This window comes from Niastella sp. OAS944 (genome assembly GCA_024809215.1).
Taxonomy (GTDB): domain Bacteria; phylum Bacteroidota; class Bacteroidia; order Chitinophagales; family Chitinophagaceae; genus Niastella.
Window position 1 is genome coordinate 275,446 of record JANUBW010000010.1, and the last position, 24,379, is coordinate 299,824.

The 24,379-nt window shown below is 39.5% G+C and carries 27 protein-coding genes; 20 read left to right on the forward strand and 7 right to left on the reverse strand.

The genetic code is table 11. The features are described 5' to 3' along the window. Positions 1 to 14 precede the first annotated feature (14 nt). The 16 genes from GGD38_RS31170 (at position 15) to GGD38_RS31245 (ending at position 11,329) form a co-directional block, all read left to right on the forward strand. Positions 15 to 833 (forward strand): DUF4138 domain-containing protein, encoded by an 819-nt coding sequence (locus tag GGD38_RS31170; protein WP_375303330.1) that lies wholly within the window; start codon positions 15 to 17, stop codon positions 831 to 833. 22 nt (positions 834 to 855) lie between these two features. Next, positions 856 to 1,482: a hypothetical protein gene (locus GGD38_RS31175; protein WP_375303329.1), complete on the forward strand. Its 627-nt coding sequence runs from the start codon at positions 856 to 858 to the stop codon at positions 1,480 to 1,482. A gap of 31 nt (positions 1,483 to 1,513) precedes the next feature. Then, positions 1,514 to 2,803 (forward strand): hypothetical protein, encoded by a 1,290-nt coding sequence (locus GGD38_RS31180; RefSeq protein ID WP_375303328.1) that lies wholly within the window; start codon positions 1,514 to 1,516, stop codon positions 2,801 to 2,803. Between the two features lie 71 nt (positions 2,804 to 2,874). Then, positions 2,875 to 3,414, forward strand: coding sequence for a hypothetical protein (locus tag GGD38_RS31185; protein ID WP_375303327.1), 540 nt, complete (start codon positions 2,875 to 2,877; stop codon positions 3,412 to 3,414). Between the two features lie 54 nt (positions 3,415 to 3,468). Beyond that, on the forward strand, positions 3,469 to 3,978 hold the full coding sequence (locus GGD38_RS31190) for a hypothetical protein (protein WP_375303326.1): 510 nt from the start codon (positions 3,469 to 3,471) through the stop codon (positions 3,976 to 3,978). 64 nt (positions 3,979 to 4,042) lie between these two features. Further along, positions 4,043 to 4,573, forward strand: coding sequence for a hypothetical protein (locus GGD38_RS31195; RefSeq protein WP_375303325.1), 531 nt, complete (start codon positions 4,043 to 4,045; stop codon positions 4,571 to 4,573). Between the two features lie 24 nt (positions 4,574 to 4,597). Next, entirely contained in the window at positions 4,598 to 6,070 is a 1,473-nt protein-coding gene (locus GGD38_RS31200; protein ID WP_375303324.1) for a hypothetical protein, read from the forward strand. 164 nt (positions 6,071 to 6,234) lie between these two features. Then, entirely contained in the window at positions 6,235 to 7,149 is a 915-nt protein-coding gene (locus GGD38_RS31205; RefSeq protein ID WP_375303323.1) for a hypothetical protein, read from the forward strand. 496 nt (positions 7,150 to 7,645) lie between these two features. Beyond that, positions 7,646 to 8,608 (forward strand): ArdC family protein, encoded by a 963-nt coding sequence (locus GGD38_RS31210; RefSeq protein ID WP_375303322.1) that lies wholly within the window; start codon positions 7,646 to 7,648, stop codon positions 8,606 to 8,608. Positions 8,609 to 8,623: 15 nt separating this feature from the next. Further along, the gene (locus GGD38_RS31215; RefSeq protein ID WP_375303321.1) at positions 8,624 to 8,866 is read left to right on the forward strand and encodes a hypothetical protein; all 243 of its coding nucleotides are present in this window, start codon (positions 8,624 to 8,626) and stop codon (positions 8,864 to 8,866) included. Between the two features lie 3 nt (positions 8,867 to 8,869). Beyond that, positions 8,870 to 9,175 carry a J domain-containing protein gene (locus GGD38_RS31220; RefSeq protein WP_375303320.1) on the forward strand — a complete coding sequence of 102 codons (306 nt, stop codon included), beginning with the start codon at positions 8,870 to 8,872 and terminating at the stop codon, positions 9,173 to 9,175. Positions 9,176 to 9,280: 105 nt separating this feature from the next. Next, a complete protein-coding gene (locus GGD38_RS31225) occupies positions 9,281 to 10,015 on the forward strand; it encodes a hypothetical protein (protein ID WP_375303319.1) in 735 nt (244 codons plus the stop codon). 72 nt (positions 10,016 to 10,087) lie between these two features. Next, positions 10,088 to 10,510 (forward strand): hypothetical protein, encoded by a 423-nt coding sequence (locus tag GGD38_RS31230; protein ID WP_375303318.1) that lies wholly within the window; start codon positions 10,088 to 10,090, stop codon positions 10,508 to 10,510. A gap of 23 nt (positions 10,511 to 10,533) precedes the next feature. After that, a complete protein-coding gene (locus tag GGD38_RS31235) occupies positions 10,534 to 10,716 on the forward strand; it encodes a hypothetical protein (protein ID WP_375303317.1) in 183 nt (60 codons plus the stop codon). 47 nt (positions 10,717 to 10,763) lie between these two features. Beyond that, a complete protein-coding gene (locus tag GGD38_RS31240) occupies positions 10,764 to 11,006 on the forward strand; it encodes a hypothetical protein (RefSeq protein WP_375303316.1) in 243 nt (80 codons plus the stop codon). 83 nt (positions 11,007 to 11,089) lie between these two features. Beyond that, complete coding sequence (locus GGD38_RS31245; RefSeq protein ID WP_375303315.1) at positions 11,090 to 11,329, forward strand: hypothetical protein; 240 nt, start codon at positions 11,090 to 11,092, stop codon at positions 11,327 to 11,329. A 23-nt stretch (positions 11,330 to 11,352) separates the two neighbouring features. Here the strand turns inward: GGD38_RS31245 and GGD38_RS31250 are convergent, their stop codons facing one another. Further along, positions 11,353 to 11,568, reverse strand: a complete 216-nt coding sequence (locus tag GGD38_RS31250; RefSeq protein WP_375303314.1) for a helix-turn-helix domain-containing protein — start codon at positions 11,566 to 11,568, stop codon at positions 11,353 to 11,355. A 184-nt stretch (positions 11,569 to 11,752) separates the two neighbouring features. Here GGD38_RS31250 and GGD38_RS31255 point away from each other — a divergent pair, with 184 nt between their 5' ends. After that, the gene (locus GGD38_RS31255; RefSeq protein WP_375303313.1) at positions 11,753 to 12,355 is read left to right on the forward strand and encodes an RNA polymerase sigma factor; all 603 of its coding nucleotides are present in this window, start codon (positions 11,753 to 11,755) and stop codon (positions 12,353 to 12,355) included. A 14-nt stretch (positions 12,356 to 12,369) separates the two neighbouring features. Here GGD38_RS31255 and GGD38_RS31260 read toward each other — a convergent pair whose 3' ends face one another. After that, positions 12,370 to 13,344 (reverse strand): RteC domain-containing protein, encoded by a 975-nt coding sequence (locus GGD38_RS31260; protein ID WP_375303312.1) that lies wholly within the window; start codon positions 13,342 to 13,344, stop codon positions 12,370 to 12,372. 48 nt (positions 13,345 to 13,392) lie between these two features. Here GGD38_RS31260 and GGD38_RS31265 point away from each other — a divergent pair, with 48 nt between their 5' ends. Next, positions 13,393 to 14,085, forward strand: a complete 693-nt coding sequence (locus GGD38_RS31265) for a LytR/AlgR family response regulator transcription factor (RefSeq protein WP_375303311.1) — start codon at positions 13,393 to 13,395, stop codon at positions 14,083 to 14,085. 21 nt (positions 14,086 to 14,106) lie between these two features. Next, positions 14,107 to 16,023 (forward strand): histidine kinase, encoded by a 1,917-nt coding sequence (locus tag GGD38_RS31270; protein ID WP_375303310.1) that lies wholly within the window; start codon positions 14,107 to 14,109, stop codon positions 16,021 to 16,023. 212 nt (positions 16,024 to 16,235) lie between these two features. Here the strand turns inward: GGD38_RS31270 and GGD38_RS31275 are convergent, their stop codons facing one another. The 3 genes from GGD38_RS31275 to GGD38_RS31285 form a co-directional block, all read right to left on the reverse strand. Beyond that, positions 16,236 to 16,463, reverse strand: coding sequence for a hypothetical protein (locus GGD38_RS31275; protein ID WP_375303309.1), 228 nt, complete (start codon positions 16,461 to 16,463; stop codon positions 16,236 to 16,238). 377 nt (positions 16,464 to 16,840) lie between these two features. Beyond that, positions 16,841 to 18,418: a hypothetical protein gene (locus tag GGD38_RS31280; protein ID WP_375303308.1), complete on the reverse strand. Its 1,578-nt coding sequence runs from the start codon at positions 18,416 to 18,418 to the stop codon at positions 16,841 to 16,843. A gap of 735 nt (positions 18,419 to 19,153) precedes the next feature. Next, a complete protein-coding gene (locus tag GGD38_RS31285) occupies positions 19,154 to 19,348 on the reverse strand; it encodes a DUF3606 domain-containing protein (protein WP_375303307.1) in 195 nt (64 codons plus the stop codon). Positions 19,349 to 19,468: 120 nt separating this feature from the next. Here GGD38_RS31285 and ligD point away from each other — a divergent pair, with 120 nt between their 5' ends. Further along, complete coding sequence (gene ligD, locus GGD38_RS31290; RefSeq protein ID WP_375303306.1) at positions 19,469 to 21,517, forward strand: DNA ligase D; 2,049 nt, start codon at positions 19,469 to 19,471, stop codon at positions 21,515 to 21,517. 343 nt (positions 21,518 to 21,860) lie between these two features. Here ligD and GGD38_RS31295 read toward each other — a convergent pair whose 3' ends face one another. Beyond that, a complete protein-coding gene (locus GGD38_RS31295) occupies positions 21,861 to 22,589 on the reverse strand; it encodes a hypothetical protein (protein ID WP_375303305.1) in 729 nt (242 codons plus the stop codon). 708 nt (positions 22,590 to 23,297) lie between these two features. Next, positions 23,298 to 24,377: a hypothetical protein gene (locus GGD38_RS31300; protein ID WP_375303304.1), complete on the reverse strand. Its 1,080-nt coding sequence runs from the start codon at positions 24,375 to 24,377 to the stop codon at positions 23,298 to 23,300. Positions 24,378 to 24,379: the final 2 nt, after the last annotated feature.

Sequence of the window (24,379 nt, forward strand, 5' to 3'; positions counted from 1 at the left end):
AAATGGATATGTGTATGAAAAGGTTTGTGAGTGTATTGGCCCTATTATTATTTGCTGGCTTAGTAGTTAGCCATGCGCAGGACACTGCCCGATCTCCTGCAAATGTTGAGGTTTGTTACCGAAAGACGAGTATGTTGGTTTTCCCATCCGGTATTGAAGCAGCCGATTTTGGTTCTTCGGACATACTGGGAAAGGTGGTGAAGAAAGGGTCGAATGTGCTCAAAGTAAAAGCGGCTAAACAAGCATTCGACCCCACGAATCTAACTGTCTTTACCAGTGATGGTCGATTGTATAGTTTAAATGTTCAGTATAACAATGAGCCTGGGCAACAGGTATATCTGTACGCTGACCCTGCCACTATACCTGCTATAGCATACCATCCCGATACACTTTCGCCGGCCAATGTACAAATGAAAGCTGATTTTCTCTCCAAAGTGAATCATCGTGACATTGTTGCCAAAACAAAAAGCCAAAGCATTTATCTATTGTTACGGCAGATGTATGTAAGTGCCGGTAAAATGTATTTTGTTTTTCAATTATTCAACTCATCTAATATTCCATTTACTATCCAGTATACGCGCTTTTTCCAACAGGATGCCAAAGCCCAAAAATTGAGTTCTCGCGCACAACAGGAAATGCCGCCGCTGCTTACCACTGCTACACCAGGTTGTAAAGTCATTCGATATCAGCCGGTCACTTTTGTAGCGGCATTTAATCAGTTCACCATTGCCCATAAAAAGCGGTTTGTTATACATATTGGCGAAATGGGTGGAGACAGGCGACAACAATTGGTGCTGAAGGGAAAGAAAATACTTCGCGCAAAAAAATTGTAAGTAATTATTTAAATAACAAATTATGGAACATCATACTGATAACAGAGGTATCAATCGAATTGATGCTGCCTTAGCGCAGTGGGATCAACAAAACGATAAATATATACAACGTTATGGAAGGGACGTATTGCAGGACCGAGATTATCAAAAGGTCAGAAGAGATGTGCTGATGCAGGTATATAATGACAACAAGAATAAAAAGAATTTGACAACTGCTGAAAAAATGGACCTGCGCGTGCTTAAGGGGCAGCTCAACCAGATGGATCGACAACTCTATTCGCGGCCGGTACGTGCAATAAGAAATATGTATGCAGTATTAAAATCGATAGTCAATGCCCTGACAAAGTCTATCTCCTCTCCCGTCAAGTCGATACAACCAGCTGCCAGTCGTCGCCCAGCTGCGAACAATAATGCACTTTCCCAGCCACGCGAACCGGCACTCGCACATTCAGCAACGATGACTATTGCTGGCCATGGACAGCAACAGTTAACAAATGGGTCCAACCATATGGCTAATGGCACGCAGAATAACGGTCAGCAATCCACTGTTACCAAATCAGCTGCCCCAGCAAAAGTGATTCAACGCAACTTTAGAAATAATGTACGTAAAGTGCTCCAAGCTGAAAAAGGAAAAGGAATAAAGAAGTAATTATTATTTAAGCAAAAAAATACAGTGAGTTATGGAATCGATGGAAATTACGAGTAAGCTTTTAACAAAAGTGGAAAATTTAGGGTATGGCCAAGAGGTAAAGGATCAGATTAACGAAGCGAGAGCAAAGGGGCTTTTGGAGTTTTCTGCTGGTGACATCAGAACCTTTAAAAACCCTGATAACATAGGGAATTATGTGGTAGAATACCAGTTAAATTTTGCTCCTTCTGCCAACGATAACAATTCCTCGTACTTGCAAACGATTGAATCGCTTTTAACCCGCGACATTTTTATTCCGCATAGGGTTATTGAAGGGGTAAATACGCGTGAAGTTGAATCATTCATTGTTGAAACGTTACAGTCTACAGCCAACAAACAACAGTTACCGGAAGCAGTAGTTAATCAGATCGATGAGCGCATGAAATGGGCGCTTGAACATGCACCTGATACATTTAGCGCGCTACTCATTCAATACAATCCACCTATCCATTTTACCATTCCCGATGCTATTGTAAAGGAAGCCGAAGCGCTTCAACTGGACAAAAACAGGTATAATATTTTTTCCAGCTACTATAATTTGACGGCGTTGGAAATAGCCAATACCATGCAAGGCAGATTTGCCCGCAAGAACCTGTTTAAAAAAGCATCTGCTGATCGCGATACGGTAGGTGCGAACCATGTCCAGAAGTCCAACCAAGTCAGAAAGCTCAATGATATGTTTACCTCATGGGTAGAAGTCGCCTTTGATCGGCCCAGGCGGCCCGATGGCGCATGTGAAATCATATTGCATTCCGATTTTGACATACGGCCCACGCTCGCACAACTCAATTTTATTGAACTACGTAATATGTATGATCGGGGCCGCATGATTGACTTTTTAGAAAAAGGAAGCCTTGTTCTATTTAACAATGGCAATCAAAACGGGGAAAGCCAAGTGCTTGGTCAGGTAAATCCAATTTACCGAGGTATGGATCTGTTCAAATTGGATGGTGAGCCTATCACTAACCACCGGCTTTACTTGAAGGACCGCCGCATGGAAGTTGGTGCATATGTCGAATTAAAAAAAGGGTCGGTTGCGCCGCCTCAGGAAGAAAAAAAAACAATTGATCCTCCCGACGAACGAGCTAAGAAATTTAACAACTCCAAGAAAGAGGCAATAGCTGCTTCCCTTAAGGACAATCCGACCCATAACACAAAAAACGTCGTGGACAAACCGGCGGTTCCTGAGCATAAACGTTCAGCCGATAACACCGCTGGCATCAATAGACGAAATGCCCGTACCGTACGGGAGAATGGAAGTCGCAAAGGACAAAGGAGATAAAAATTATTTAGTCAGCGTCGCTACTACTATTACACTGCAATGGCGACGCTCCGTTCAGGATTAGTAATGCTATGAAGCGATCATCAGGTGATATTGCGAACAAAAAGGGAAAATACGTACTGCATAGTCTATCAGAACTCATGCTTGATCCTGGAATGGAGCGGGCAAAACCTTACTGGCTGCATACGCCCTTTGACAAGTTTAAGGATGCCTTTCAGATATTGTGTCGAAGGGATCACCGTGAATTTTTTCATGATCTTGGCTGGAACAGCGGTCATATATGGATGTCTCACGTCAAATTTATCACCTCTCCCAAAAATGAAATCGTGGCAGTTAGGTATCCAAGGTCTCAGGATGATGGGCCAGAGTTTCCTGCCGGCGTTTATCTCTATTTTAACCCGAAAGTGATTTCTTTTAAAAGGTTGGAAGAAACCGGATTATATCTTTCTTGTTATAAGCGGTTCGGGGAACATGGAGAAACACTGCTTCTAGCCACAAAACGCGAATTAGAAAAAAAAATGCTGAATAGAAAACCGTTCAATGATCACCAACGAGTAGAATATGTTGATGAATGCAGTCCAAAGAAAATGAATTGTCGACCCCGTAGATGAATAATCGGTCCATTACAGCGGTAGGTATTATGTGAGAAAGGAAGCCTGTAGAAGATGAATAATTATATCGTAAAAGTGAAATACCAATTACTCTTTGATCAACAGCCGCGTGATAATCAACCTTGGTATAAAACTGAAAAACCTTTTGATTATCTAGTGGACGCATTTCACGCCATGAACATGGATAACCGTATGTACTTTAAAGATCTTGCCTGGCACCATGGCTTTTTCTTTACGATCGGAAGTGCAGCAATTCTATCAAAACAACTCGGCTTGGTTTGTCGTAAATACGCGATAGACAAAAATGCTGCTCTTAAGTTTTCTGCCGGTACCTACTTGCATATTAACACCGCTGCTATTTCAATCAGGGAATTTGAAAAACGAGCTGGAATCGATCTATCGCTGTATGAACCTAAAAAAACATATGGTGCGCTCTATTTGCTCGCCTCTAAAAGTAACCTGGGAATAGTAAACATCGATGGACAGCTATATACGCCCAGGATAAAAAAATATAACAGACAAACCCAACCTACTTTTCCAAAGGGATTATCCCTGTTGCTTTGAAGCGTTCGAAATTATTGTTAGTCGCTTGCTTGATGCCAAATAAGCAAGAACCAAAAATATGTGTATGAGTCAGCAAGATAAAAAAGAATATATACTGTCCTACGAAAGTATTGAACTATCAGGATGGGACCCGAAAATGAATTCCCGACCTATGCGAATAGCGGTGATGAAATATTTTCCATCGCTCAAGAAAGCATTTGATGAATTAAAATTACTGGATGCCAAAGCATTTAATGAAGCGCTTTGCCTAAAGGAGCTGCGTCCGCGTGTGTATACTAAAGCATTCATCATGGAAGATGACAAAATGCTGCTAATGAACAGGTATATTGAAGATTACAAACATAGTAACCTTCGTGACGGCCTATATATTGAACTCAATAATAAATTAATTTCTAAGGAAAGCTTTGAAAAAGAGACGGGGCATGAACTGGGCAACCTCGTCTTAAAAGGGCCTTTATTGGATTATTATCTGGTACCCAATACTTCTATTGGTCAATCAATTCCATTAGATGGGCAGCAGCGGGAACTACAACGCAGAATACATTATGGTTCCAAAAAGTTAAGAGACGATAAAGAAGGTGGATTGAAAATATAAAGGTTAATTAAATTACTACAGCGCATGGTTAGTGGATTGAACTATAGATTACAGATACTTGAAGAAACGCTGCTTCCTGTTCGCAGACTGGGTGAGCAATACCAGCACGAAACACATTATCATAACAGCCTATCGGATGCATTTCTGTCGCTATTGAGATTGTCTATCGAAGAAATGGATTATCGATTTGCCAAGCATATTGGGCCAGAGTTTGCGCGGCATATCAAAGAAGCTGCTATTATCGAAGAGAACCATTCAGAAAGTATATGCGTGCAATTGCAAAGGACCGCACACGACATCAATTTACCGGAAAATATTGATCGACCTTTATTTTTGCATTTTCCCAGAGGTATTAAACATTTTGAAGAAATTACCGGTATACCGCTTCAAGAATATGTAGGCTATCAGCCGGACGCTAAATGTTTGCTATATGGATATTTAAGTACAGAGAACCAGGACATGTACTTTTCCGACGGAATAACATCATTACGATTCTCTTTAGAACGACAAGGCCAATTGTGGCCGAAAAATAATGCCCAAAATTTCGCCGTATATGTTCAAGGATATAACAATCCAGACCTGATGAGCGATGCCAGGAATCGGTTAGGCTGGCAATTTTCGTCGGTTTATCATTATTCTTCCATAGCAGATGCCTTTGCCTATTTGATGCAAACTAATATAGCTACCTGTCATCGTTATATAAGTTTTTCAAACGCTTTAGATCAGCACATCACCGATGCTTATATTACCGGCCCGCATATGTCGAAGATAGTAGGCATTGAAATGCAAGATCAGTCTCAATTTGTGGGTTCCCGTTCAGCAAACGAAGACCTGCATCTCCAATTTTATAATGGTTCTAGTGAATATAAATATCAGCTTAACCATTTCTTGAAAAACGCAGGCTTTGATATCAATACAAATACCCACCTGTTGGCTCAATATGATGATTTGACCAAAACAATACGGCTCCAACCGGCGTATCAAACTTGTAAAAGGTTAGCAAATCAATATCATTCAGCTCAATTAAAAGGCTTGCCGCAAGGTTATCAGGTATCTATGGAAAGGGAAAGCCTCGCAGGAAACGATCACCTTTCCGGTTATCAGGACAATCACCGTTCGTTTGCTACTATTGAAAATGCGGTGCAATATATCATGGGTTTACATGATGCTTTATTTGACAGGCAGCAGGCGGTTGCCCATGGTGCATTCATTCATATAAAGAATGTGGTGCTAATGGATAACAACAGTGGCTGCGAGGTACTTCGCCGGTTTGCTGAGGACAAACAGGATTTGATAAAAGTAAATATGGCTGCTGCTTCATTTAAGGCATTACGAGCGATAGAACGTCATACCACACCGCTGGAACATTTGGGATCGCCGCATCACTATATCGCCCTGGTTAACAAGCCTCTAGGACACATAAAACGAAAAGCTAAAGCCAAGAATCCTGCCTGCCGGGACAATGAACCGTTAAAGAAAAATTCTTTTGGCATATAAAATTAAGAGAAGCCATGGCTTACTTGTCGTATACGATATATACTAAATTCCGGCCACTAGGCTACACGCCAACTAACGATGTGATTAAGGATAATTGTTCTACGCTGCGCGTATCGCGTTTTCAGAATTTGGAACATGCATTGGCATATTTCTGTGCAACTAATATGCAATACTTTATAGAAAGCAGGGCTATTCAGGATAAAAGCAATGAACATTTTGAAAGTATGCGATTATTTAGAATGGTAGGAAATAGCTATGATCATTTACCCATGCTGGATGTTTTTGTGAAGGCCGATGTTAGATTTAGTCATTTCCCTTCCGGCATGTATTATATATCGGGACGGCGGCTTGGGCTATTAACAGAAGAAAGTAATTTTCCGCTGAACAGGTGTAAACAGTTTGATCCGCAAAACATTATCATGCAGGTCGGAAAATATGATCAACAAACCGGCGAGGTAATGCCGGATGAAAGCTGGCTAGAACTACACCGTCACTCCCTAAATTATATGGATGAAGTAAATCAACATACACCCATATTTAAAATTGCAAAATATTCCGATGCTTTTGGACAACCCGTATATAGCGGATCGAATTATTCCGGGTCGTTGATAGAGGAATATTTTCATTACGGCTGGGAAAAAGTTATTCAACATTTATCATCGTTTGATTTGAACGAACTTGATTATGCGCGGATGTATGGTAAGCATGTCCATGAACTCATCCATCATATTTCAGTAACTGATCAAATAGGAAATGAATTGTTAACTTTAAAAGCCAATCGTGGCCTTACTATGAACGGCGACCCTAGCCAACTGGGTATTTATCTATATGTCAATCAAACCCAACAACCAAGTGCCGATTTTGCCAATTATCTGCAATTATCTCCTACAGAAGAATCTTGTCAAGTGAGAATGTACAACAAAAGCTGTTTTGCAATTACTCCCACCGACGCTTGGGATTTGTTTGTTAAATATGGTAATAATATTAACGCCCATATCAAAGCCCCCAAGCGAACTATCAAAACTAGATCAGTATTCAGTGATACAAATAATATATGTAAACGCATTAGAAGAGGCTAGCCCGAAGAGGAAACAGGCTCTGCAGGAGTGCAACCTGTCAGCAATACGGCTAGACACGGGGATAACCCAGGGCTTTCCATTGTGGAAGGCCCTTTTTTTTATCCATGTGTTGATGGCTAAAAAACTCATGGTATACTAGCATTGATGTGTGAGACAAATCTGATGCAGTGTACAGCTCACAGAAGCTCCTGGAATATTCGGCCTGCCGGAAGGCAAAGTTATTTGCTCACACAGGGGAAAGTCGAAAAAAATCTCCACCGCAAAAGGCCATGGCCGCCGTAGGGCATCGGCGACAACACACTTTCCACCTCAGTTCAACACTTATATTGAAATACATTACCCGTCTTTGTCAACAGCTGCCCTACGGCGGCCATGTTCACCAATTTTTGGCGGTTGTATTTTTTTGACGTTTCCCGCCCACGCGCGATAAAGGTTGCCTATCGGCAGGCCGAATGAGGCGAAGCCGAATTATTCAATAACAAAAATTCATTTCGTTATGGCAACATTTAATTATCGCGCAGCAAACGCAGACCACAAAGACATTTATTCAGAAGTAAACGATTACGTTATTGCCGCCCTTGAAAAAGGAGATATTATTTGGCAAAAGCCATGGCATGGCTATGGCTTGCCCCGTAACATTACCGGAGAAACACCATACCGCGGATGGAACGCGTTCCTACTCAATTTCGTTTCGCTGTTCAAAGAATATGCAACACCGTACTATATCACCTTTTTACAAGCGCAGCAGTTAGGAGGTAGTATTCGTAAAGGAGAAAAAGGTTACCGCATTATTTTCATGGCACCCGTCAAAAGTAAGTACCACTCCCGTACCGTTAGGGATGAAGCGACCGGCATAGAAAGACAAGTACCTGAAATGATTCGCGTACCTAAGATGCACACCGTTTTTAATATCGCGCAAACGGAAGGTATCGAATTTCAGGTCGATAAACCCACCGAACGCACCCACATACAAAAGATCGCAGCCTGTGAAGAGATTATTGCAGGTATGCCTAAGCGCCCGCCCATCACACACAAAGGTGATCAGGCGTGTTATGTTCCTTCACTCGATGAAGTATTTATGCCCGCCCAATCCTTATTTCACAACGACGAAGGTTATTATAGCACTTTGTTCCATGAGCTGGCACATAGTACCGGGCACATCAGCCGGTTGAACCGCGAAGAATTAATGACCGACGATAGTTTCGGCGGTAAAAATTACAGCAAAGAAGAATTAACGGCTGAATTGACAGCTGCCTATTTGTCTGGAGTTACCGGCATTCAACAAGCCACTATTGATAACAGTGCGGCATATATCAAAGGGTGGCTGCATAAACTGCGCGATGATAAAAGATTTTTTTTAAATGCCGCTTCACAAGCACGAGCAGCTTGTGAATTTATTCTCAATAATTGCGGGCAAGCAGTGCTCACGCTATCTGAACATCAATCTACAAATGCTTAATTAAAATTCATTTTTATGTTACCCACCATTCATATACATCATGACCTTGTATTGCCCGATAATGAACAATGGCAATTCCGTTTCCACATTCAAAGCCAAACGTCCAACCGTCTGTACACCATTGCCCAACACAAAAGAAAGAAACACTGGGGCTGCGATTGCCCCGGATGGAAAAGGCATCGCCATTGTAAACACCTGCAAGCTATGGGCATACTGGGCAACGAACAACCTTACGAAGTAAATTTTATAAAAGACTAAAATATGGCTAGAGGATTTTTAGACGGTTACAAAACCTACGACACCTCAAAGGGCTTTGGCAACGCCAAGCAATGGAATAATGCTTTCCGCGAACGTATGAGTAAAGAGGATGCAACGGCTATCCTACAGGAGCAGCAGGAAACACCATGGGCTATCTTAGGAGTAAGTACCAGCGCCACAAAAGCAGAAATCAAAAAGGCGTTTCGTCTAATGATTATACAGTGGCATCCTGACAAAAATCAACATCGTTTGCCGGAAGCAGAAGCCATGAGCAAAAAGATCATTGCCGCCTACACCATGTTAAGCTAACGATCTTTTATAAGTATACCTGTGCTTGACAAGTAGCGCAGGTATACTTCCAGGGAAGCTAAATGAAGGCTCAAAAAATAATTCATCACCATAAAATAATTTATCATGACAACAAAAAATCAAGTCAACGGAAAACTATTATATACTAATGGATTTATTAATCCATCGCTATCCTTAGCGGAATTGTTGCAATTTGATGTGGAGAGTAAAAGACTGGCTATTGACAGAATTCAGGTATGGGGACGACACTCACCTTATAATAATGATATTGATAGAGATCTTTTTGAACCACTTACTGACTATTATAGTTATGATCAACTCAATAGCCTAACCACGGAAGACCAAATTGATGAAGCGCTGAAAACGGTATTTACCCGGTTAGTGGAGCATCACCAACAGATGATAATTAAAACAGACGCCCATCATTATGAATTAGGTGTTCAGATTTACGTAGCCAGCAAGCAATTGAAGTTTAGTGGTGAATTATATCTTACTAAAGGTCAGTTGTTAGGTTTTATTGCTGTTCGTCATCACTCCAATGATTTTGATGTGACCAAAGTATCGCGTGCCATCAACTTTCTTCATAATAGTGCGCCACGTAAAAATTACGGCATTAACAATTCAAATACAGGTCAAATCATGCACAAATGGAGCATGGAGAGTGACTACATCTACATGCGCTTTGAATATTGCCATGAGCAGCAACTGAAAGCTATACAACTGTGGTTCGAGCAGGTAAAGCATGTACAACAATCTAGTAATGCCTACACTTTTAGACTGCAAATAGATGCCCTACCTGACGGCGCCTTTAACATTCGCTTAGTCATGTGGTGGCAATAATAGCTATCAGTTCTCATTCTATCATGCACTGCTCTTACTATATCATTCATTACTCATCTAAAAATATATTGTATGGGATGGACAACATTCAACTTTAAAGGCTCACGAACCGACTTTATCAAAGAACATCTTTCATACGATCCTGACTGGGCTACGCTCGTCGATCATGCAGTAGTAGGCACCGTTATTTATGCAGCCGTAAGGCTAGGGAAAAAGCATGGCCCTGTACAGGGTAAAGTAACCTGCTTGATTTATCTCACTTCAATCGACAATAAGGCCCACAACAATTTTGGGTATAAGGATATGAGCGAGGAAGTAGGGCCTTACGAATGCAACTGCCCGATGCGAATACTCAACCTATTATCTCCAGTCGAAGAAATATTTAGCGAAGGCTCCAATGGCAGGAAGTGGGCCAGTGAATGGAGATCGCGTTGTGCCGCCGGAAAAAAAACGAACGGTAAAAACTGCCAACAGCACCTGTATCAAACTTTTTAACTAATAGCAATTAATAAGCGCATATGGCACATGCTGAGGATATATCCCGCACCATGTTATGGGATGCAATGTATGAAGCCATTCAGGCGGGCATGGCCGCCGGGATGCAAAATATTAAAACGATAGAGGGAAAGACAATCGAAGATTGGATAAAGGAATATATCGTCAATCTGATAGGGACAGAAGAAGACAACGATAGTCAGTAAATCTACCTACGTAAAGGAAAGAAATTATTCACCTAAAATATCACATTATGAAACCAGTAAAAATTGTGATTGAAATTAAAAATCACACCATTCAATTTGTTTTTGCAAGTGCAGCTATTCAATATGTCATTATTAATTATGATGATTTAGATAAGGGGTTACATCCAATATCGGTGCCGCTGGAACCAGAGATCATACAAGAACCTTTGTTTTCATGTTATGCAGCTAGTGCCGAGGAAGATGCTCAACAAGCGGAAGTAAGAGAATCATTGAAACGCTTAAACTTTTAATTTCTCGCTGCCGGTTGTATAGAGCCGGCAGCCTTTTTATCTGCTTCGAGTGATCTATTGTATAATAATTAAAAATTAAAACTATGTTACACCATATATGGGAAACCTTATTTTCATCCAAAGAGTATGCGCCATGGTTGATATTTGGCGGATTAGTCATTCGTTTTATAGTGGGAGGTAATCGCTTTGCCAGGCGAGGCGCTGGCGGTTTACAGCATTTTAGTTCCTATCCAGTAGCACTTTTCGTCAGGTTTTTTGAATTCATTGCCTCAGTTGCAGGATTAATATTGATTGTTAAGGGGGGATTGCAGCTTATACTTTAATTTCCAGCTTTCAATAACGTCAATTAGAAATCTGTTAGTTTTTTTAAGGGAATGTTTAAGGCACCGGCAATTGCGCATAAGGTGCTCAGCGTAGGGTCATTTTTTGCGTTTTCTATGCGCTGAATGGTGATTTTTGATAATTCAGCAGTATCAGCAAGCTCCTGCTGAGACATTCCGGCTTTCTCCCTTAGCGCCCGTAGGTGCGGTCCAAAATTTTTAATAATCACTTGATTTTTCACCGCGCCAAAAATCGGCTACTAAAAATAAGATTTGGATACATATATGTATCCAATTTCGTATATTTGTTAGTAAAGTGATGAATTTATTTGTTTTTAAAGAGCGTTCCGGACTAAATCACCGGTATGCCTTTATTTGCCTTTCGGCTATTGTATCACAAAAATAATTCATAATAAACCCATCCTGATGAAACAGCTTTCTAATGAACTGCTGGTTAGCTTTAACGCGGGTAATGCGAATGCTTTTCAAATTGTTTTCGACCATTTTCGCATGCGGATATTCTATTTCGTGAAGAAATTAGTGAATGACCAGCAGGTCGCCGAGGAAATAACCGCAGATACCTTTGTAAAATTGCACCAGCAGGAAAGGTATTTTTCATCTTTTGACAAAATTCAAGCGTTTTTATTTATTACTGCGAAAAATGGTTCGTTTGACCTGTTGAAATCTCGTAAAAGAGGTTATGCACTGGAGAAAGAATATATGCTTCTAAATGGCGATGAAGTCGAAATACCAGTATTTCCTGATACTAACATCGAAGCGGACGTGCTACAGCATATTTACGATGAAATAGAAAAATTGCCACATCGTGCGAAAATTGTTTTCAAGTTGTTTTATTTGGAGGGATTGAGTCTGGCCGAAATTGCGGGGTTGATGGGGATAAGCGCCCAAACAGTAGCTAATCAGAAAGGGACCGCCTTAAGAATGCTGCGCATGAAAGTACTGGATATTCGGGCCTTGGTGATATTCCTAATACTTTGGCAAAGCAAGAACTTATTGGGCGGTAATTAATCGAGATACCTGTATCACTTATCATCATCCTGCTCCATTCGCTGAAGCAAACACAGCTTTAAATGGTCCAGGAATGGTGTTCTATTCTTTTTTCTCAGTCTAATTTCTTCGAACGTTTTATGTATAAAACTCAGGTGAACGTTCCAGCATTTACATATCATGTCTGTTAATACCATCGTATTTACGTTACCAAACGCCTTTATACTGTCCAATGCATAAATTAATTCTGCCAACTGAACTTTTTGAGCCGCCCAGACGAGATTAGTCGCACCCAGTTGCCCTGTATTAGCGGAAGGCTGAAGAAATTCCATTAACATATCGTATGCTTTGAATCGAGCAAACCGTTGACTCATCGGTGTAGAAAGCCGTGAATCGAGCAAGGCACAATTATCTGCGAGATATTGTTCCTGATGGATGGGCCTCATAAAATACTTATCGTCCAAATAAGTCAATCCTAAACGATAATATCGATATAAGTGCAGGTGGCGTTCAAAATAAGACTGAATTCTATGTTTTTCTTTTTCATGGAACTGGGCCGACATTAGCCCCCCAATGGCGGATATGCTGCTTTCAATATGGATTAGACGTAGGTAGAAAATGAGATGACCAAACACGTCAGGAAGAACCGACTTAAAATAATATATTTCTTCCTCGCTGTTCCCAAATCCCTGTGTTAACACCAACTCGTTCAATTGATGCAACGATCGTTTAGTTATATCAATACTTGCTGAAATGTTTTTAAAAGTAAAACCAGTTACATTCAACTGTAGAAGCTGTTGGTGCAGCTTTTCCCGAATCGCTTCTCCCTGTAGCATAAGGTGCTGATTTATGTGATAGTGATGGGTGTCGGGGAGGGCAAAATACATCAAATCATTGCTTAAGAAAGTGCCAATCAATCCCCGTAGAGAACTGATCCATTCCCGTTTAGGCTGCTCCAATTCCAGCCACTTGCCAGAAAAAACCGTTGGCGATGGGGGTACTAACGCCATGGTATATGTCTAAAATGCCATATATTTAAGTAGTAATTATCCTTAACCATGAAAGGGCTAAACACAATGATTGTCGAAGATCAGAGCGCCATCCGGCGTAATATTCGCTCGATATTGGAAAAAAGTCCTAACGTCGGTAGTATAAATGAAAGTGCCGGAGTGGTCGAAACGTTGGCCATTTTAAAACAGTACCAACCGGATTTGATGTTGTTAGACATCCGCTTAAAAGACGGTACTGCTTTCGATCTTCTCAATATTATTGGGCCTTTTAGCTTCAAAATTATTTTTCTCAGCTCTCACCAGGAATATGCCTTGAAAGCGATCAAGTTTGGGCCGCTGGATTATTTACTTAAGCCAGTGAATACAAATGAGCTACTTGACCTCTTACAGCGGGTAGCGACAAACTTTACTGGTAAAGAAAAAAACATCATCGTCCTTTCTGATGCTGATTGTTTGCATGTAGTAAAAATTGACGATATAATGTATTGTCATAGTGATAATGGGTATACAACGTTTTACTTATCGAATGGTCAGGCCATACTAACGTCTCAACATCTCAAGGCATATGAAGACAGCCTTCCCAAAAATGTGTTTATTCGCCCCCATAAATCCTATTTAATTAACTATCACTATTTGCAAAAATATCGCAAAGATGGTTTTTTAATTTTACGTGACGGAATGGAAATCCCTCTGGCCAGTAGAAAAAAAGAAAGTATTCTGGAATATATCAACAATTTGTAAATAAATATCCAAGTAACCGCTATGCGACACTTTCTTTTTTTACTTGTTGTATTTGCAGCCTGTCAGCAAACGAATAAAATTGGACCAGCATCTCAGACAAACCTAGATACAATAACTCGTCGAATATACAAAACGGTAGAGGCCCATTGGGATAAGGATCTGTGGGATTCCGCGGGACTATATTTGAACCAGGTGAGAGATAGTGTGCAAAAATTAAATTATGGCAAGCTAAATTATATGTGGAACCTATGTAAATCCCAACAGGCAACTATTGAAGGTTTATATGATAGTTCTACTTATTATTTTAATACTGCTTTACAGTTTGGCAACTTCAAAGGAATTCGTACCAAAGACAGCATACATTTTTATTTAGTCTGGCAGCATTTGCTCAAAAAACAGCAGTTGTATGATAGTGCCATCCATCCCCTTAATCAGGCTTACAATATCGCCATATTACGAGACTCCACATATCTAGCTTCAATTTGTTACGAATTAGCTCATGCATACATATCATTTGAAGACTTACCTAACACATACAAATATTTAACACAAGCCTGGAAACTCAAAGACAAAGAACCAGGACAAATCAATCAAATCGCACGGTTGTTTGTCGACTATTATGAAGCCATGAATGATATGGATTCAGCAAGTTATTTTTTGAATGCCTACGGCAATCTTCCTGGTGACGTAAGTCGGCAACCCATTTCCCGTGCCGGTTGGTACGAAACGGTAGGCGTACATTTATTAAAGAAAGGCAGATTTAAGGAAGGGTTGCAAAGCTTGTTGATGGGAAAAAAGATTAGAGATAGTGTGGGAAACCGCAGCGGTTACACCTATAACAACTTGGGCGAAGCATATAGGCAGTTAGGTCAGTTTGACGAAGCCTACGACTACATTGATTCCGCCATACTACTTGGCCAGAAGATAAAAAACTATCATCTTTTAGAACTAGCCTGGCGAACTAAATCGGAAGTGTATTTGAAACAAGATCACTTGAGGAATGCATATACGGCGTTAGATTCTTCCCATACTGCTTACATGTTGCTAATGGATTCATCACTTCGCAATCATGCGCGAGAAGTGGAAACGAAATATGCAGTCCGTGAAAAAGATAACCAAATTAAGACCTTGGAGCAAAGCAATGAGGCTAATGTGAAAATTAGAAATCAGCAACGTTTGTTGATGGCGGGAATGATAATCGGAGGTTTGTTGTTAGGAACCATTGGACTATTATTATGGAATAGAAGAAAGTTAGAAATGCAGCGAGCTGAGACAGTTCTTAAACAACAGTTATTTCGCACACAGATGGAGCCACATTTTTTGTACAATTTTATGTCTGTCATACAAAGTTTTATTTGGCATAGCGAACCGGAAATAGCAGCCGATTATCTGAATAAATTTTCACGCTTGATGAGGTTGAATTTCGCTAATTCCCAAAATGACTTAGTTAGCCTACACGATGAGGTAGAGGCACTGGAGAATTTTTTATCTCTTCAGCAACTCCTGCACGATAGAAAATTTGACTATCACATTGAAACCTCCCTCCCTCATGATGCAGTGTTGGTTCCCCCAATGATTATCCAGCCGTTCGTTGAAAATGCAATCATGAATGGATTTGCAAATACTGAAAAGGGAGGCATGATAAACATTGCCTTAAAAACCGTAGATAATTTTGTTTATTGTCTAATTGAAGATAATGGTCAGGGTTTTGCCAATGGCTTTAGAGTAAAACCAAGTTCAACAGTAATTACCCAGAAGCGATTAAATATTCTATCTCGTCAGACGGGGCGCAAGGCGAAGTTGTCTGTTATTGATCGCAGCCGGAGTAAGGAGGGGCATGGTGTAAGGGTTGAAATTTGGATGCCATACATGCAAAGGCCGTCACCTGCATACGAAAAGTTTCCTGGTGGAGTTCTGGAGCGAAATTTCACAACTTAATATTTTCGCCTATTGTTAAGTCTTGATCTGGTAAAAATGGAAACCGGACGCCTCCCGGTTTCCAACCTTAAACCTTACATCTAGAAACCAATGCCCGGAAGCCCGGATAATATAGAAACAGTCGAAGCCTAAATATTACCACGGAAAAGACGATTTTCTTTTAAATAAAACAACAGCGGCAGGTGACTATGTTAGTTAGTTGCTGATGAATCTCATTCGAAAACCCTATAAGTTTTACTCAGGGTATTATCAAAATCTTTGCGAAGCTGTTGTGCATCTGTTTTAAAAGATTCTCGAATATTCCTTTTCTTAATTGCATCTATCGCCTCATCAAAAATGGAACTTTGACTGAATAATGCAACCACGCTTGCTACAAAACTGACATGGTAAGAAAACCTTTTTTCAGTGTTTATTTTATAGGATTGTAAATATTTCATCATATGTGCATACGATTAAAAAAAGAAGCCGTCTCAGTTCCTTTTGAGACAACTTCGACAACATTCACTAATAAAGTAAATGAAATAACCCATTATATTTGATAACCCTTTAGAGAAAGGGTATATCTCAAATTACAACTATTATTAAAACACCTCATTGATTATTTTGAACCAAAAAAAATCAAGTTTATTATAGTGCAATACATTTGTTGTACAGATTTGCAATTTGCCTTCGACTTACCCAACAATAACAAATTTAGGATCATATGTCTTGGATTTTAAACCGATAAGATCGCCTTCAAAGAATACGAATAAGCTTCTGTTACGTGTATTCTTAAGTGTGCATAGCATCATGGCAGAGGATATTTCCCGATATTTCTTTACTTGTTGGAAATCTCATCCTTATGCAGGGGCTCAGGTGATCCTTCTAAACATTTTTTTGCGGCCGTTGTTAAACTTCCCCCTTTAACAGATTCATCAGTTTCTTCCCAAATTTTGAGACCAATTTTTCCTGATTTACCAAAAAAAATAAAAGTCTCTGCATTAGAACGAATTCTAGCTTGGAGCGATGCTTTTTTTATTGACAGATGTGGAGCATTATTTCTTAACTCATCAATAATCTCGTCTAAAGTTTTTGCGGTTCCGCACTCGTTTAAAAATTTCTTCACATAGAAAAGAGCACTATGAAATTCATTGCAAAAGAAAACGATATTATCTTGATCATCAATTGACAACTCAAGTTCATTTAACAGGAGAATTTTGCAAAAATGGGTAATTCGGTTAATTTGATCCGGATCTTCAGTTGCTGTGTATAATTTCACTACATGATCCAAGCTCAATAAATATTTACTGTCTCTTTTTTCACAGGTAGTCTTAATAATAAATTCAAAGAATTTGTTCCAATCATATAAGCTGAGTAAATCATTTTTGACAAAGTAAACAGCGCTTAAATTCTTACGGCCGCCAAGTGTACCGATTGCCTCACATAGTAATGAGTGACTAGATTGCAACATGACCCTCAATATTCTTGAATAAAATCCATCATTAAAATTTACACCCTCAGCAGTATTCAATTTGATGGTGTAGTCTTTGTTGAGAATAATAAAGTCGGAGTCGGGGTGATAATGATGGGGTGCATGCAGAAACAGAAAAGAAAATAACCATGAATATAATTTTATATATAGTTCCACATCTCTTTTTCGCCGGTACAAGGCCGAATTGATGTTTTTGGGATTGGCAAAATACGAAAGGAATACCTGCTTGTATTTATCACTGAAGACAAGGCCATTTTGAATAAGCAAATCTATGAGTTGAAAAAAACGAATTGTGCCATCTGTGTTGAGCACACATTCAGGATTAAATAGGTTCGTGCCGGGACCTTTTTTACTAAATAGCTGTACCGCTTTATCATACATTTTAGAAATAGTATGCTCTTCATCATGTTTCACAGCGGAGATGAATTTGAAAATGCACATATCGAGATCTAATAATTCGTTTGCACATTTCTTCTTCTTGGGAGCTATATTTTGACTCCAAATTGTTTTGTAAACCACACCAAACATATCACGAACCGGTATTGTTCCATTTAGTTCCGCGGTAAGGAGGTTTAGACTTTTTCTACTAATTCCCAGGATAGAAACAGCCAAAAGCTGACAAAACATTATCTTTTGTATCGGGGTTGACTTTTGTATGGCGGGATGAATATGGGCTTCGCTTTCATTTTGTCTTAAAAGGTATTTCGCACAGATGGTCGCTAATTCTAAATCAGTTGTAATACTACAACCCTTTAGCGTTCTAAATGTGTGATGTGTTTGCCAGTAGCCAATTATTTGCTGTAACGTGAGTAGGCCATAAAAGGAACACAAACATTTGGCACGGTGACTCATTGTTTCTATTAAAGCCAATTTCTCTAAACTCATATTAATTGAGCTAGAATAACTTTGTGACAGTGTAGTCATAAATATATTGTTCCTTTTAATCAACAAATATCAAAAATGTCTTTTAAAAATAAAATTGACCAAACTCAATATATAATTAATTTCTATTTTAGTGCAGTGATTTTGCTGTGCAGATTTGCAGACTTGGGCACTCAAATATTTAAATTGCTGTCGACTGAATCAATATATGCTTGAAAAAGCGATTTATGTAACTTCTTTCAAAAATATCATGTGAATTTTTATCTTATTCTTGATAGCTGTATTTAATGTATGGTGAGAGATACTTTTCCGTTATGAACGAAATGCATTTTGAATTTGAGTCAGGAAAATTAATTGGCAAGATATGTCCCCATCATAAAGGGTTTCCGCCAAGGGACTTCCATGTTTACAGGTATTGGAACGGTAAGCTCAACACTGGCGTGGGATGGTATTACGACGGCCAACTGATTGAGATAGAAAACCAAGGATGGCGGTTGGAGGGTTCTGTTTTTAGCCCCTACAAGGATCAGATAGTGGAAAGATTGTTGTCATTTAAATGGGAAGACAGTTGATTTTCCCAGGAGTTTCCGTCATTGGCTTGCGTCAGTCCAATTGAAATCCGCTATTCCAAGTTTCACTGCACTAGCTGAGTGAATCAGCCAGTACATGGCCGACGGTCTTGTAAGCATGCACGAGCATACATGTTGCACACTGCCGCAGATTAATAATTAAATCACCTTTTTTCAAGGAAATTCTCTGACTTGGCACAAAGGTCAGTCAGTGATTACTTTTAGCGCGACCCCGAAGATATTCTTCGACTTTTTCCCGATTTTCACCTACCTCGCTTACTGCCTTTTTTACTTCGTCGGTCGATACGCCCAATTTTTCTGCGATATGTTGTAGCTCATACTCTTCGTTAATATTCACGCGGTTACGATCACGTGCGCCGCGATCTTCTTTATTATCTGGCATAATTTTACAGTTTCTAAATATGATTAAAAAATGATGCCAGACTATTCAGACGGTTTAAAGTTTGCATAGCTATTGTGATAGCATCACCCCCCGATAGATACGATACTTTGAATAATGATCATGGCTAAAAAAGTAAAAACGATTGCAAGTAGAGGAAGAAAGGCAAAGATGCCGAGTAGGATTTCACCAATGCTTTGCACACTCACTAAAGAAGTTATCCAAAGTGAAGAGTATTTATATGAAGTCAAATGGGACGGCTATAGAATCATCAGCTACGCAAAAGGAAAGAATGTCCGGATGGATTCGCGGAGCGGGCTTGATTATACGGATAAATATCCACCAATTGTAAAAGCGATCCAGCAACTAAAACATGACGTGATTCTTGATGGGGAAGTCGTGGTATTTAATAAAGAAGGGCTACCTGACTTCGATGCACTGCAATTGTATAACGGACACGATCATCCTATCACTTACTGCGTATTTGATATTTTGTGGATTGATGGTTATGTGCTTAAGGAATTGCCACTAATTGAAAGAAAAGAGATATTGGAGGGCCTATTAGCGAATAATGCAATTATTCGTTTCAGCGAGCATTTTGAAGATGGCAAAGCCTTGTATCAATCAATGCTTGATAGAAATTTAGAAGGTATTGTAGCAAAGAAAAAAAACAGCGAATATATTGAAGGTAACCGCGGCAGCAACTGGTTGAAAACTCCCACGAGAAAACGGCAAGAATTTGTGATCGGCGGTTGGGCAGAATCTGATAAGTCCCGGGCCTTCAGATCGTTATTATTTGGAGCTTATGATGGTAAACAATTGAAATGGATTGGCAGGAGCGGTGGAGGGTATAAAGAAAATGAGATGCCTGGGATATTGAAGCAATTACAGGCACTAGAAGTTACTGAATCGCCATTTGTCAATAGGGTACTTGATACAAAAGGAGCTGTTATACACTGGGTAAAGCCAGAATTGGTGGCTAATTTTGAATTCGCTACCTGGACAAAATCAGGCCGGATAAGGAAGCCAGCTACGTTTTTGGGATTCAGAAAAGATAAAAAAGCAAAACAGGTTGTACTGGAGGTGCCGAAAGAAATTCGTGAAAGTGATACTGAGCAATTGATTGAAGACATTGCGCCGGACAAGAAATCGTCCACAGGAAGGACTCCCCAAAAGACTACTGCTGGAAATAGAAAATTATCCACTTCTGCGAAAAGCAACTGGCCGGAAGTGGAAAAACAGAACCATGAGGATAAGGGCGCTTTTCAAATAGACGACTGTTCAATTGATCTATTTAATGTCGATCGTGAATTATGGAAAGGCGTGAGTAAAGCGGATTTGATCACCTATTATCATAATGTGCATGAATACATTTTGCCCCATGTAAAAGACAGGGCGCTATCTCTGCATGTAAAGTTGAATGGTCCCCAAGCACCTGGCTTATATATAAAGGATATGGAAGGCCGTCAGCCTGATTGCGCACAAATATTTAGTGACAGAAGACGACATGTGGGTGCTGGAAAACGCAAGGTTATCGATTATCTCATATGTAACAATGAGGCGACATTACTGTGGTTAATTAATTTAGGATGTATTGATGTTAATCCCTGGAACGCGCGAATGCAAACACCGGATAAACCCGATTATATTGTAATTGACCTAGATCCAACCGAAGATAAGCTGTCGGTAAAGGGATTGCAACGTTTACAAAATACTGCGATTGCTGCCAAAGATTACTGCGACGAAAACAAGTTAAAAGCATTTGTTAAGACTTCAGGGAAAACGGGAATGCATTTTCTTATCCCATGCAGCGGCTTCACTTGTCCTGAGGCAAGATCACTTGGTGAACAGATTTGCAGGGACATTCATGAACTGGTTCCTGAGGAGGCGACGATAAATATAAATAAATCCGGTCGGGGCAATAAAGTGTTTATTGATTTTTCACAGAATGATTATGCCGATACAATCGCAGCTCCTTATTGTGTTAGACCCTATCATATTCCATTGGTGTCTACACCACTGGCATGGAAAGAAGTTAATTCTAAGCTAGACCCTCGAACATTCAGGATGAATAAAACCATTAGCCGTTTAGAAAAGGTTGGCGATTTGTTTGAAAATATCAGCGATAAAAAATTAATTACGGCAAACAATAAAGTCCTCAGCCGAATGTAATTAATCAGCTTCTGAATATATTATTTTCCGTAAATAACCCCTGGGCTAGTTGTGATCGTGAATTTCCCCGCTAGCATTCTGCCGCTAAATACGCATTACTTTGCCTGTGGCACAGGTCTTTTCATAAAGCTTTTTCTTGTCGCATACGTTTATCTGGTGCATCTGCATAAATTTTTAAAGTGTAAGTGGCGCCAGTAGTGGATATCAAATTTAAAAGAGCATAACGAAAGGTAGCAGCAGCCAGTATTATTACATATTAATACAGCTGCTGCTGAGGTTGTTACATCCCTGAACAACTTCCCATTTCGTTTTTTTATTAATTACACGCCTTCCATATTCAATTTCATTTATTATTGTGATCCTCTTTATTAATTTCTATTGAATGCCCAACAATGTTATAACAGAATCGGGTTTCAGAGGCACATATACTGATAAAGAGAGCTAATTCATCGTAAATATAATTATTGCAAGTTATCCCTCCTTGGAAATCGCTAACCGGTTGGGAATAATTGAACAAAATGTTATAATTAAAGGCATGAGCAAGTCGCCCTAAAATTACGTCTATTTCCAAATCATCAAGATCAAAAGAACCATTCGTCATCCATAAACTATCGCTGGAAGCATTTTCATTATGGTACTTGCGAACAGATAAATTATCATAGATAATGATTGTTTCCCCTTTCTTTAAAGTAAAAGTTTTGTGACTATCGTCTATCACAATATTTCCTGCATAGTTCGTGATTCTGGTTTGCCTTAATTCAGAATGATATGAAACAAATAGATGGTTGGCAAACGATACTCTTGTTTTTTGTTTATTGTTTATGACAAAACTAAATGGCTTATTATTTTTAATAAGATGATCGCCGTACAAAAGAATACTAGAACCTCCCCATTCTCCAATATTATAGCTCTTCGTTCTTTTATACACGTGAAATCCATTAGTATCAATTATCTCCGCTGGCTGATAAAAATGTGATGATTCAGGAAGTACAAATAATCTATTTGTACGGGCTTGTCCCTTAATAGAACTACTTATTAAACAGGCACACAAACAGTAGTATAATAAGCGCATTTTCAAAACATTGATCTATATGAATTACGAACTAACGATTACTATCATTTAAGATACGGGGCATTATTCAACCTTGACGATTATATAATAATTTATGTTTCTTCTTTATTGCAATTACCCAGCTAACCGCCTTCTGTCACTTAGGAAGCAATTCCAAACATTCTTTTTTGCCATATCTGAATCTCGTCTTAATATTTATAACGACTGGAACGACCGGATATACTATATGAAATAAGAAATATTTCAATATTTTGTAAATGGTTGGATTTTAATACAGCATATAAAGCACTCCTTTACACGCTTAGGGTAAATACTTTAAAAGACTGTATGATCCTGAGGGGGCCTATCCAGGGCAAAGTTTGATAATATTATTTGTTTATCTTCTGATTGGACACTTACCTTATTAGATTTTCATTTATCGTTTTGATGGTAGTGCAGGCGACCGAGTAAAATTTATTGGAAATAGTGTAGTACCTGTGGTTGTTAAAAGGTGGATTGAATCTCTCGCTTATGAAATAATAATTAAACGAATCGCCGCTTAAAAATACATACATCTTTAAACGCAATTTTGATTGATACGACAATTTGTATGCAGCTATTGACCTATTTTAAGGCATTCCGGAACCGGACGTGTATCTAGCACCGGGGAGTTCCGCCTTCCGTGAACCATTTACCACCGACAACTATTAAACATGCTCATCAAATACGTTAGCATTCAATGCTAGTTGAAGGCATAGAAAAATAATGCGCTTCAAAATTCAATTCGTCAAAAATCTCAGGACCATCCGCAGAGAAAATACCGCGCAATGTTGGATTGTCATAAGTAAAATGCAGATGGTATTTTTCAGTAGTCCGATACGGGTTGCGCAAAATTCTTGCAATACATTCCTTGTTTGGCAATCGATGCTTGTTCTCGCCATTTGAGCTTATCAGATAATTGTTACAACGAACAATTTCAAATAATGGCAATAAATTATTGGCACTGCTGCCGTGATGTGAAAGTTTTACCCAATCACAAACCAATGGATGCGCTATAGTATAACCAAGTGCTTGTAAAGATCGAACTACTAATGAGGAATGTGCATCAGCCAGCCAGAGGATTTGCTTGCCATTTAGGTTGGTCAATACCGATATGGAACTACCATTCTCAATAGAATTATCTTCGATGTGGCTGTTCAATTCGAAGTCGTTTAGTCTGGTGGCATAGTCATTGTTAACTGCAGCTTTAGCGGCACTCACAACAAAGTCTTCTTCCCGTTCAAAGGGCCTATACAGTTCCGGTGCATATTTCTTTCTTAAAGCCGCTAATGCATTGTCATCTGGCGAAAGAAAGGTGATTTCCAGGCCATGGATATTTAGCAAGCCAGTGGAAGTTGTAACCTCTTTGTGGACTCGCGCCCTGGTTGCGAATAGATAGTTGGCAAGTTGATCTCCCTGTACAACACTTTTTGCAGTACTCACTTCACCGGTGAGAGATATGGAATTTTTCATATTTCCGCGTGGAGGATTATATGCCCAAGAATGAACAATATCAGGAACCAGTCCCTTCTTTACATTTTTTAAATAGGCAATTGCACCCCCAATATGATCATCATGGATATGAGAGATTAGCCACAGATCGATACATCCTGTAGTTTTTACAATACTCCTGATATCAGTCGCAAGCGCGTTTCGGAAGGTGCGTTCAAATCCACTGTCGATGAAAATATGATGAAGGCGCCCATCACTTCCCTGGTACTCAATCCGAGCAGCATCACCGCACTCAGCCTGGTAAATAATTAATTTCATGA

Bases quoted from the DNA above. Each gene is read 5' to 3' on its own strand.
- GGD38_RS31200 (WP_375303324.1), top strand. From the start codon at position 4,598: ATGGTTAGTGGATTGAACTATAGATTACAGATACTTGAAGAAACGCTG.
- GGD38_RS31175 (WP_375303329.1), top strand. From the start codon at position 856: ATGGAACATCATACTGATAACAGAGGTATCAATCGAATTGATGCTGCC.
- GGD38_RS31230 (WP_375303318.1), top strand. From the start codon at position 10,088: ATGGGATGGACAACATTCAACTTTAAAGGCTCACGAACCGACTTTATC.
- GGD38_RS31170 (WP_375303330.1), top strand. From the start codon at position 15: ATGAAAAGGTTTGTGAGTGTATTGGCCCTATTATTATTTGCTGGCTTA.
- GGD38_RS31195 (WP_375303325.1), top strand. From the start codon at position 4,043: ATGAGTCAGCAAGATAAAAAAGAATATATACTGTCCTACGAAAGTATT.
- GGD38_RS31215 (WP_375303321.1), top strand. From the start codon at position 8,624: ATGTTACCCACCATTCATATACATCATGACCTTGTATTGCCCGATAAT.
- GGD38_RS31295 (WP_375303305.1), bottom strand. From the start codon at position 22,589: ATGCGCTTATTATACTACTGTTTGTGTGCCTGTTTAATAAGTAGTTCT.
- GGD38_RS31270 (WP_375303310.1), top strand. From the start codon at position 14,107: ATGCGACACTTTCTTTTTTTACTTGTTGTATTTGCAGCCTGTCAGCAA.
- GGD38_RS31260 (WP_375303312.1), bottom strand. From the start codon at position 13,344: ATGGCGTTAGTACCCCCATCGCCAACGGTTTTTTCTGGCAAGTGGCTG.
- GGD38_RS31255 (WP_375303313.1), top strand. From the start codon at position 11,753: ATGAAACAGCTTTCTAATGAACTGCTGGTTAGCTTTAACGCGGGTAAT.
- GGD38_RS31225 (WP_375303319.1), top strand. From the start codon at position 9,281: ATGACAACAAAAAATCAAGTCAACGGAAAACTATTATATACTAATGGA.
- GGD38_RS31235 (WP_375303317.1), top strand. From the start codon at position 10,534: ATGGCACATGCTGAGGATATATCCCGCACCATGTTATGGGATGCAATG.
- GGD38_RS31185 (WP_375303327.1), top strand. From the start codon at position 2,875: ATGAAGCGATCATCAGGTGATATTGCGAACAAAAAGGGAAAATACGTA.
- GGD38_RS31265 (WP_375303311.1), top strand. From the start codon at position 13,393: ATGAAAGGGCTAAACACAATGATTGTCGAAGATCAGAGCGCCATCCGG.
- GGD38_RS31240 (WP_375303316.1), top strand. From the start codon at position 10,764: ATGAAACCAGTAAAAATTGTGATTGAAATTAAAAATCACACCATTCAA.
- GGD38_RS31205 (WP_375303323.1), top strand. From the start codon at position 6,235: ATGCAATACTTTATAGAAAGCAGGGCTATTCAGGATAAAAGCAATGAA.
- GGD38_RS31190 (WP_375303326.1), top strand. From the start codon at position 3,469: ATGAATAATTATATCGTAAAAGTGAAATACCAATTACTCTTTGATCAA.
- GGD38_RS31180 (WP_375303328.1), top strand. From the start codon at position 1,514: ATGGAATCGATGGAAATTACGAGTAAGCTTTTAACAAAAGTGGAAAAT.
- GGD38_RS31210 (WP_375303322.1), top strand. From the start codon at position 7,646: ATGGCAACATTTAATTATCGCGCAGCAAACGCAGACCACAAAGACATT.
- GGD38_RS31275 (WP_375303309.1), bottom strand. From the start codon at position 16,463: ATGATGAAATATTTACAATCCTATAAAATAAACACTGAAAAAAGGTTT.
- GGD38_RS31220 (WP_375303320.1), top strand. From the start codon at position 8,870: ATGGCTAGAGGATTTTTAGACGGTTACAAAACCTACGACACCTCAAAG.
- GGD38_RS31245 (WP_375303315.1), top strand. From the start codon at position 11,090: ATGTTACACCATATATGGGAAACCTTATTTTCATCCAAAGAGTATGCG.
- GGD38_RS31300 (WP_375303304.1), bottom strand. From the start codon at position 24,377: ATGAAATTAATTATTTACCAGGCTGAGTGCGGTGATGCTGCTCGGATT.
- GGD38_RS31280 (WP_375303308.1), bottom strand. From the start codon at position 18,418: ATGACTACACTGTCACAAAGTTATTCTAGCTCAATTAATATGAGTTTA.
- GGD38_RS31285 (WP_375303307.1), bottom strand. From the start codon at position 19,348: ATGCCAGATAATAAAGAAGATCGCGGCGCACGTGATCGTAACCGCGTG.
- ligD (WP_375303306.1), top strand. From the start codon at position 19,469: ATGGCTAAAAAAGTAAAAACGATTGCAAGTAGAGGAAGAAAGGCAAAG.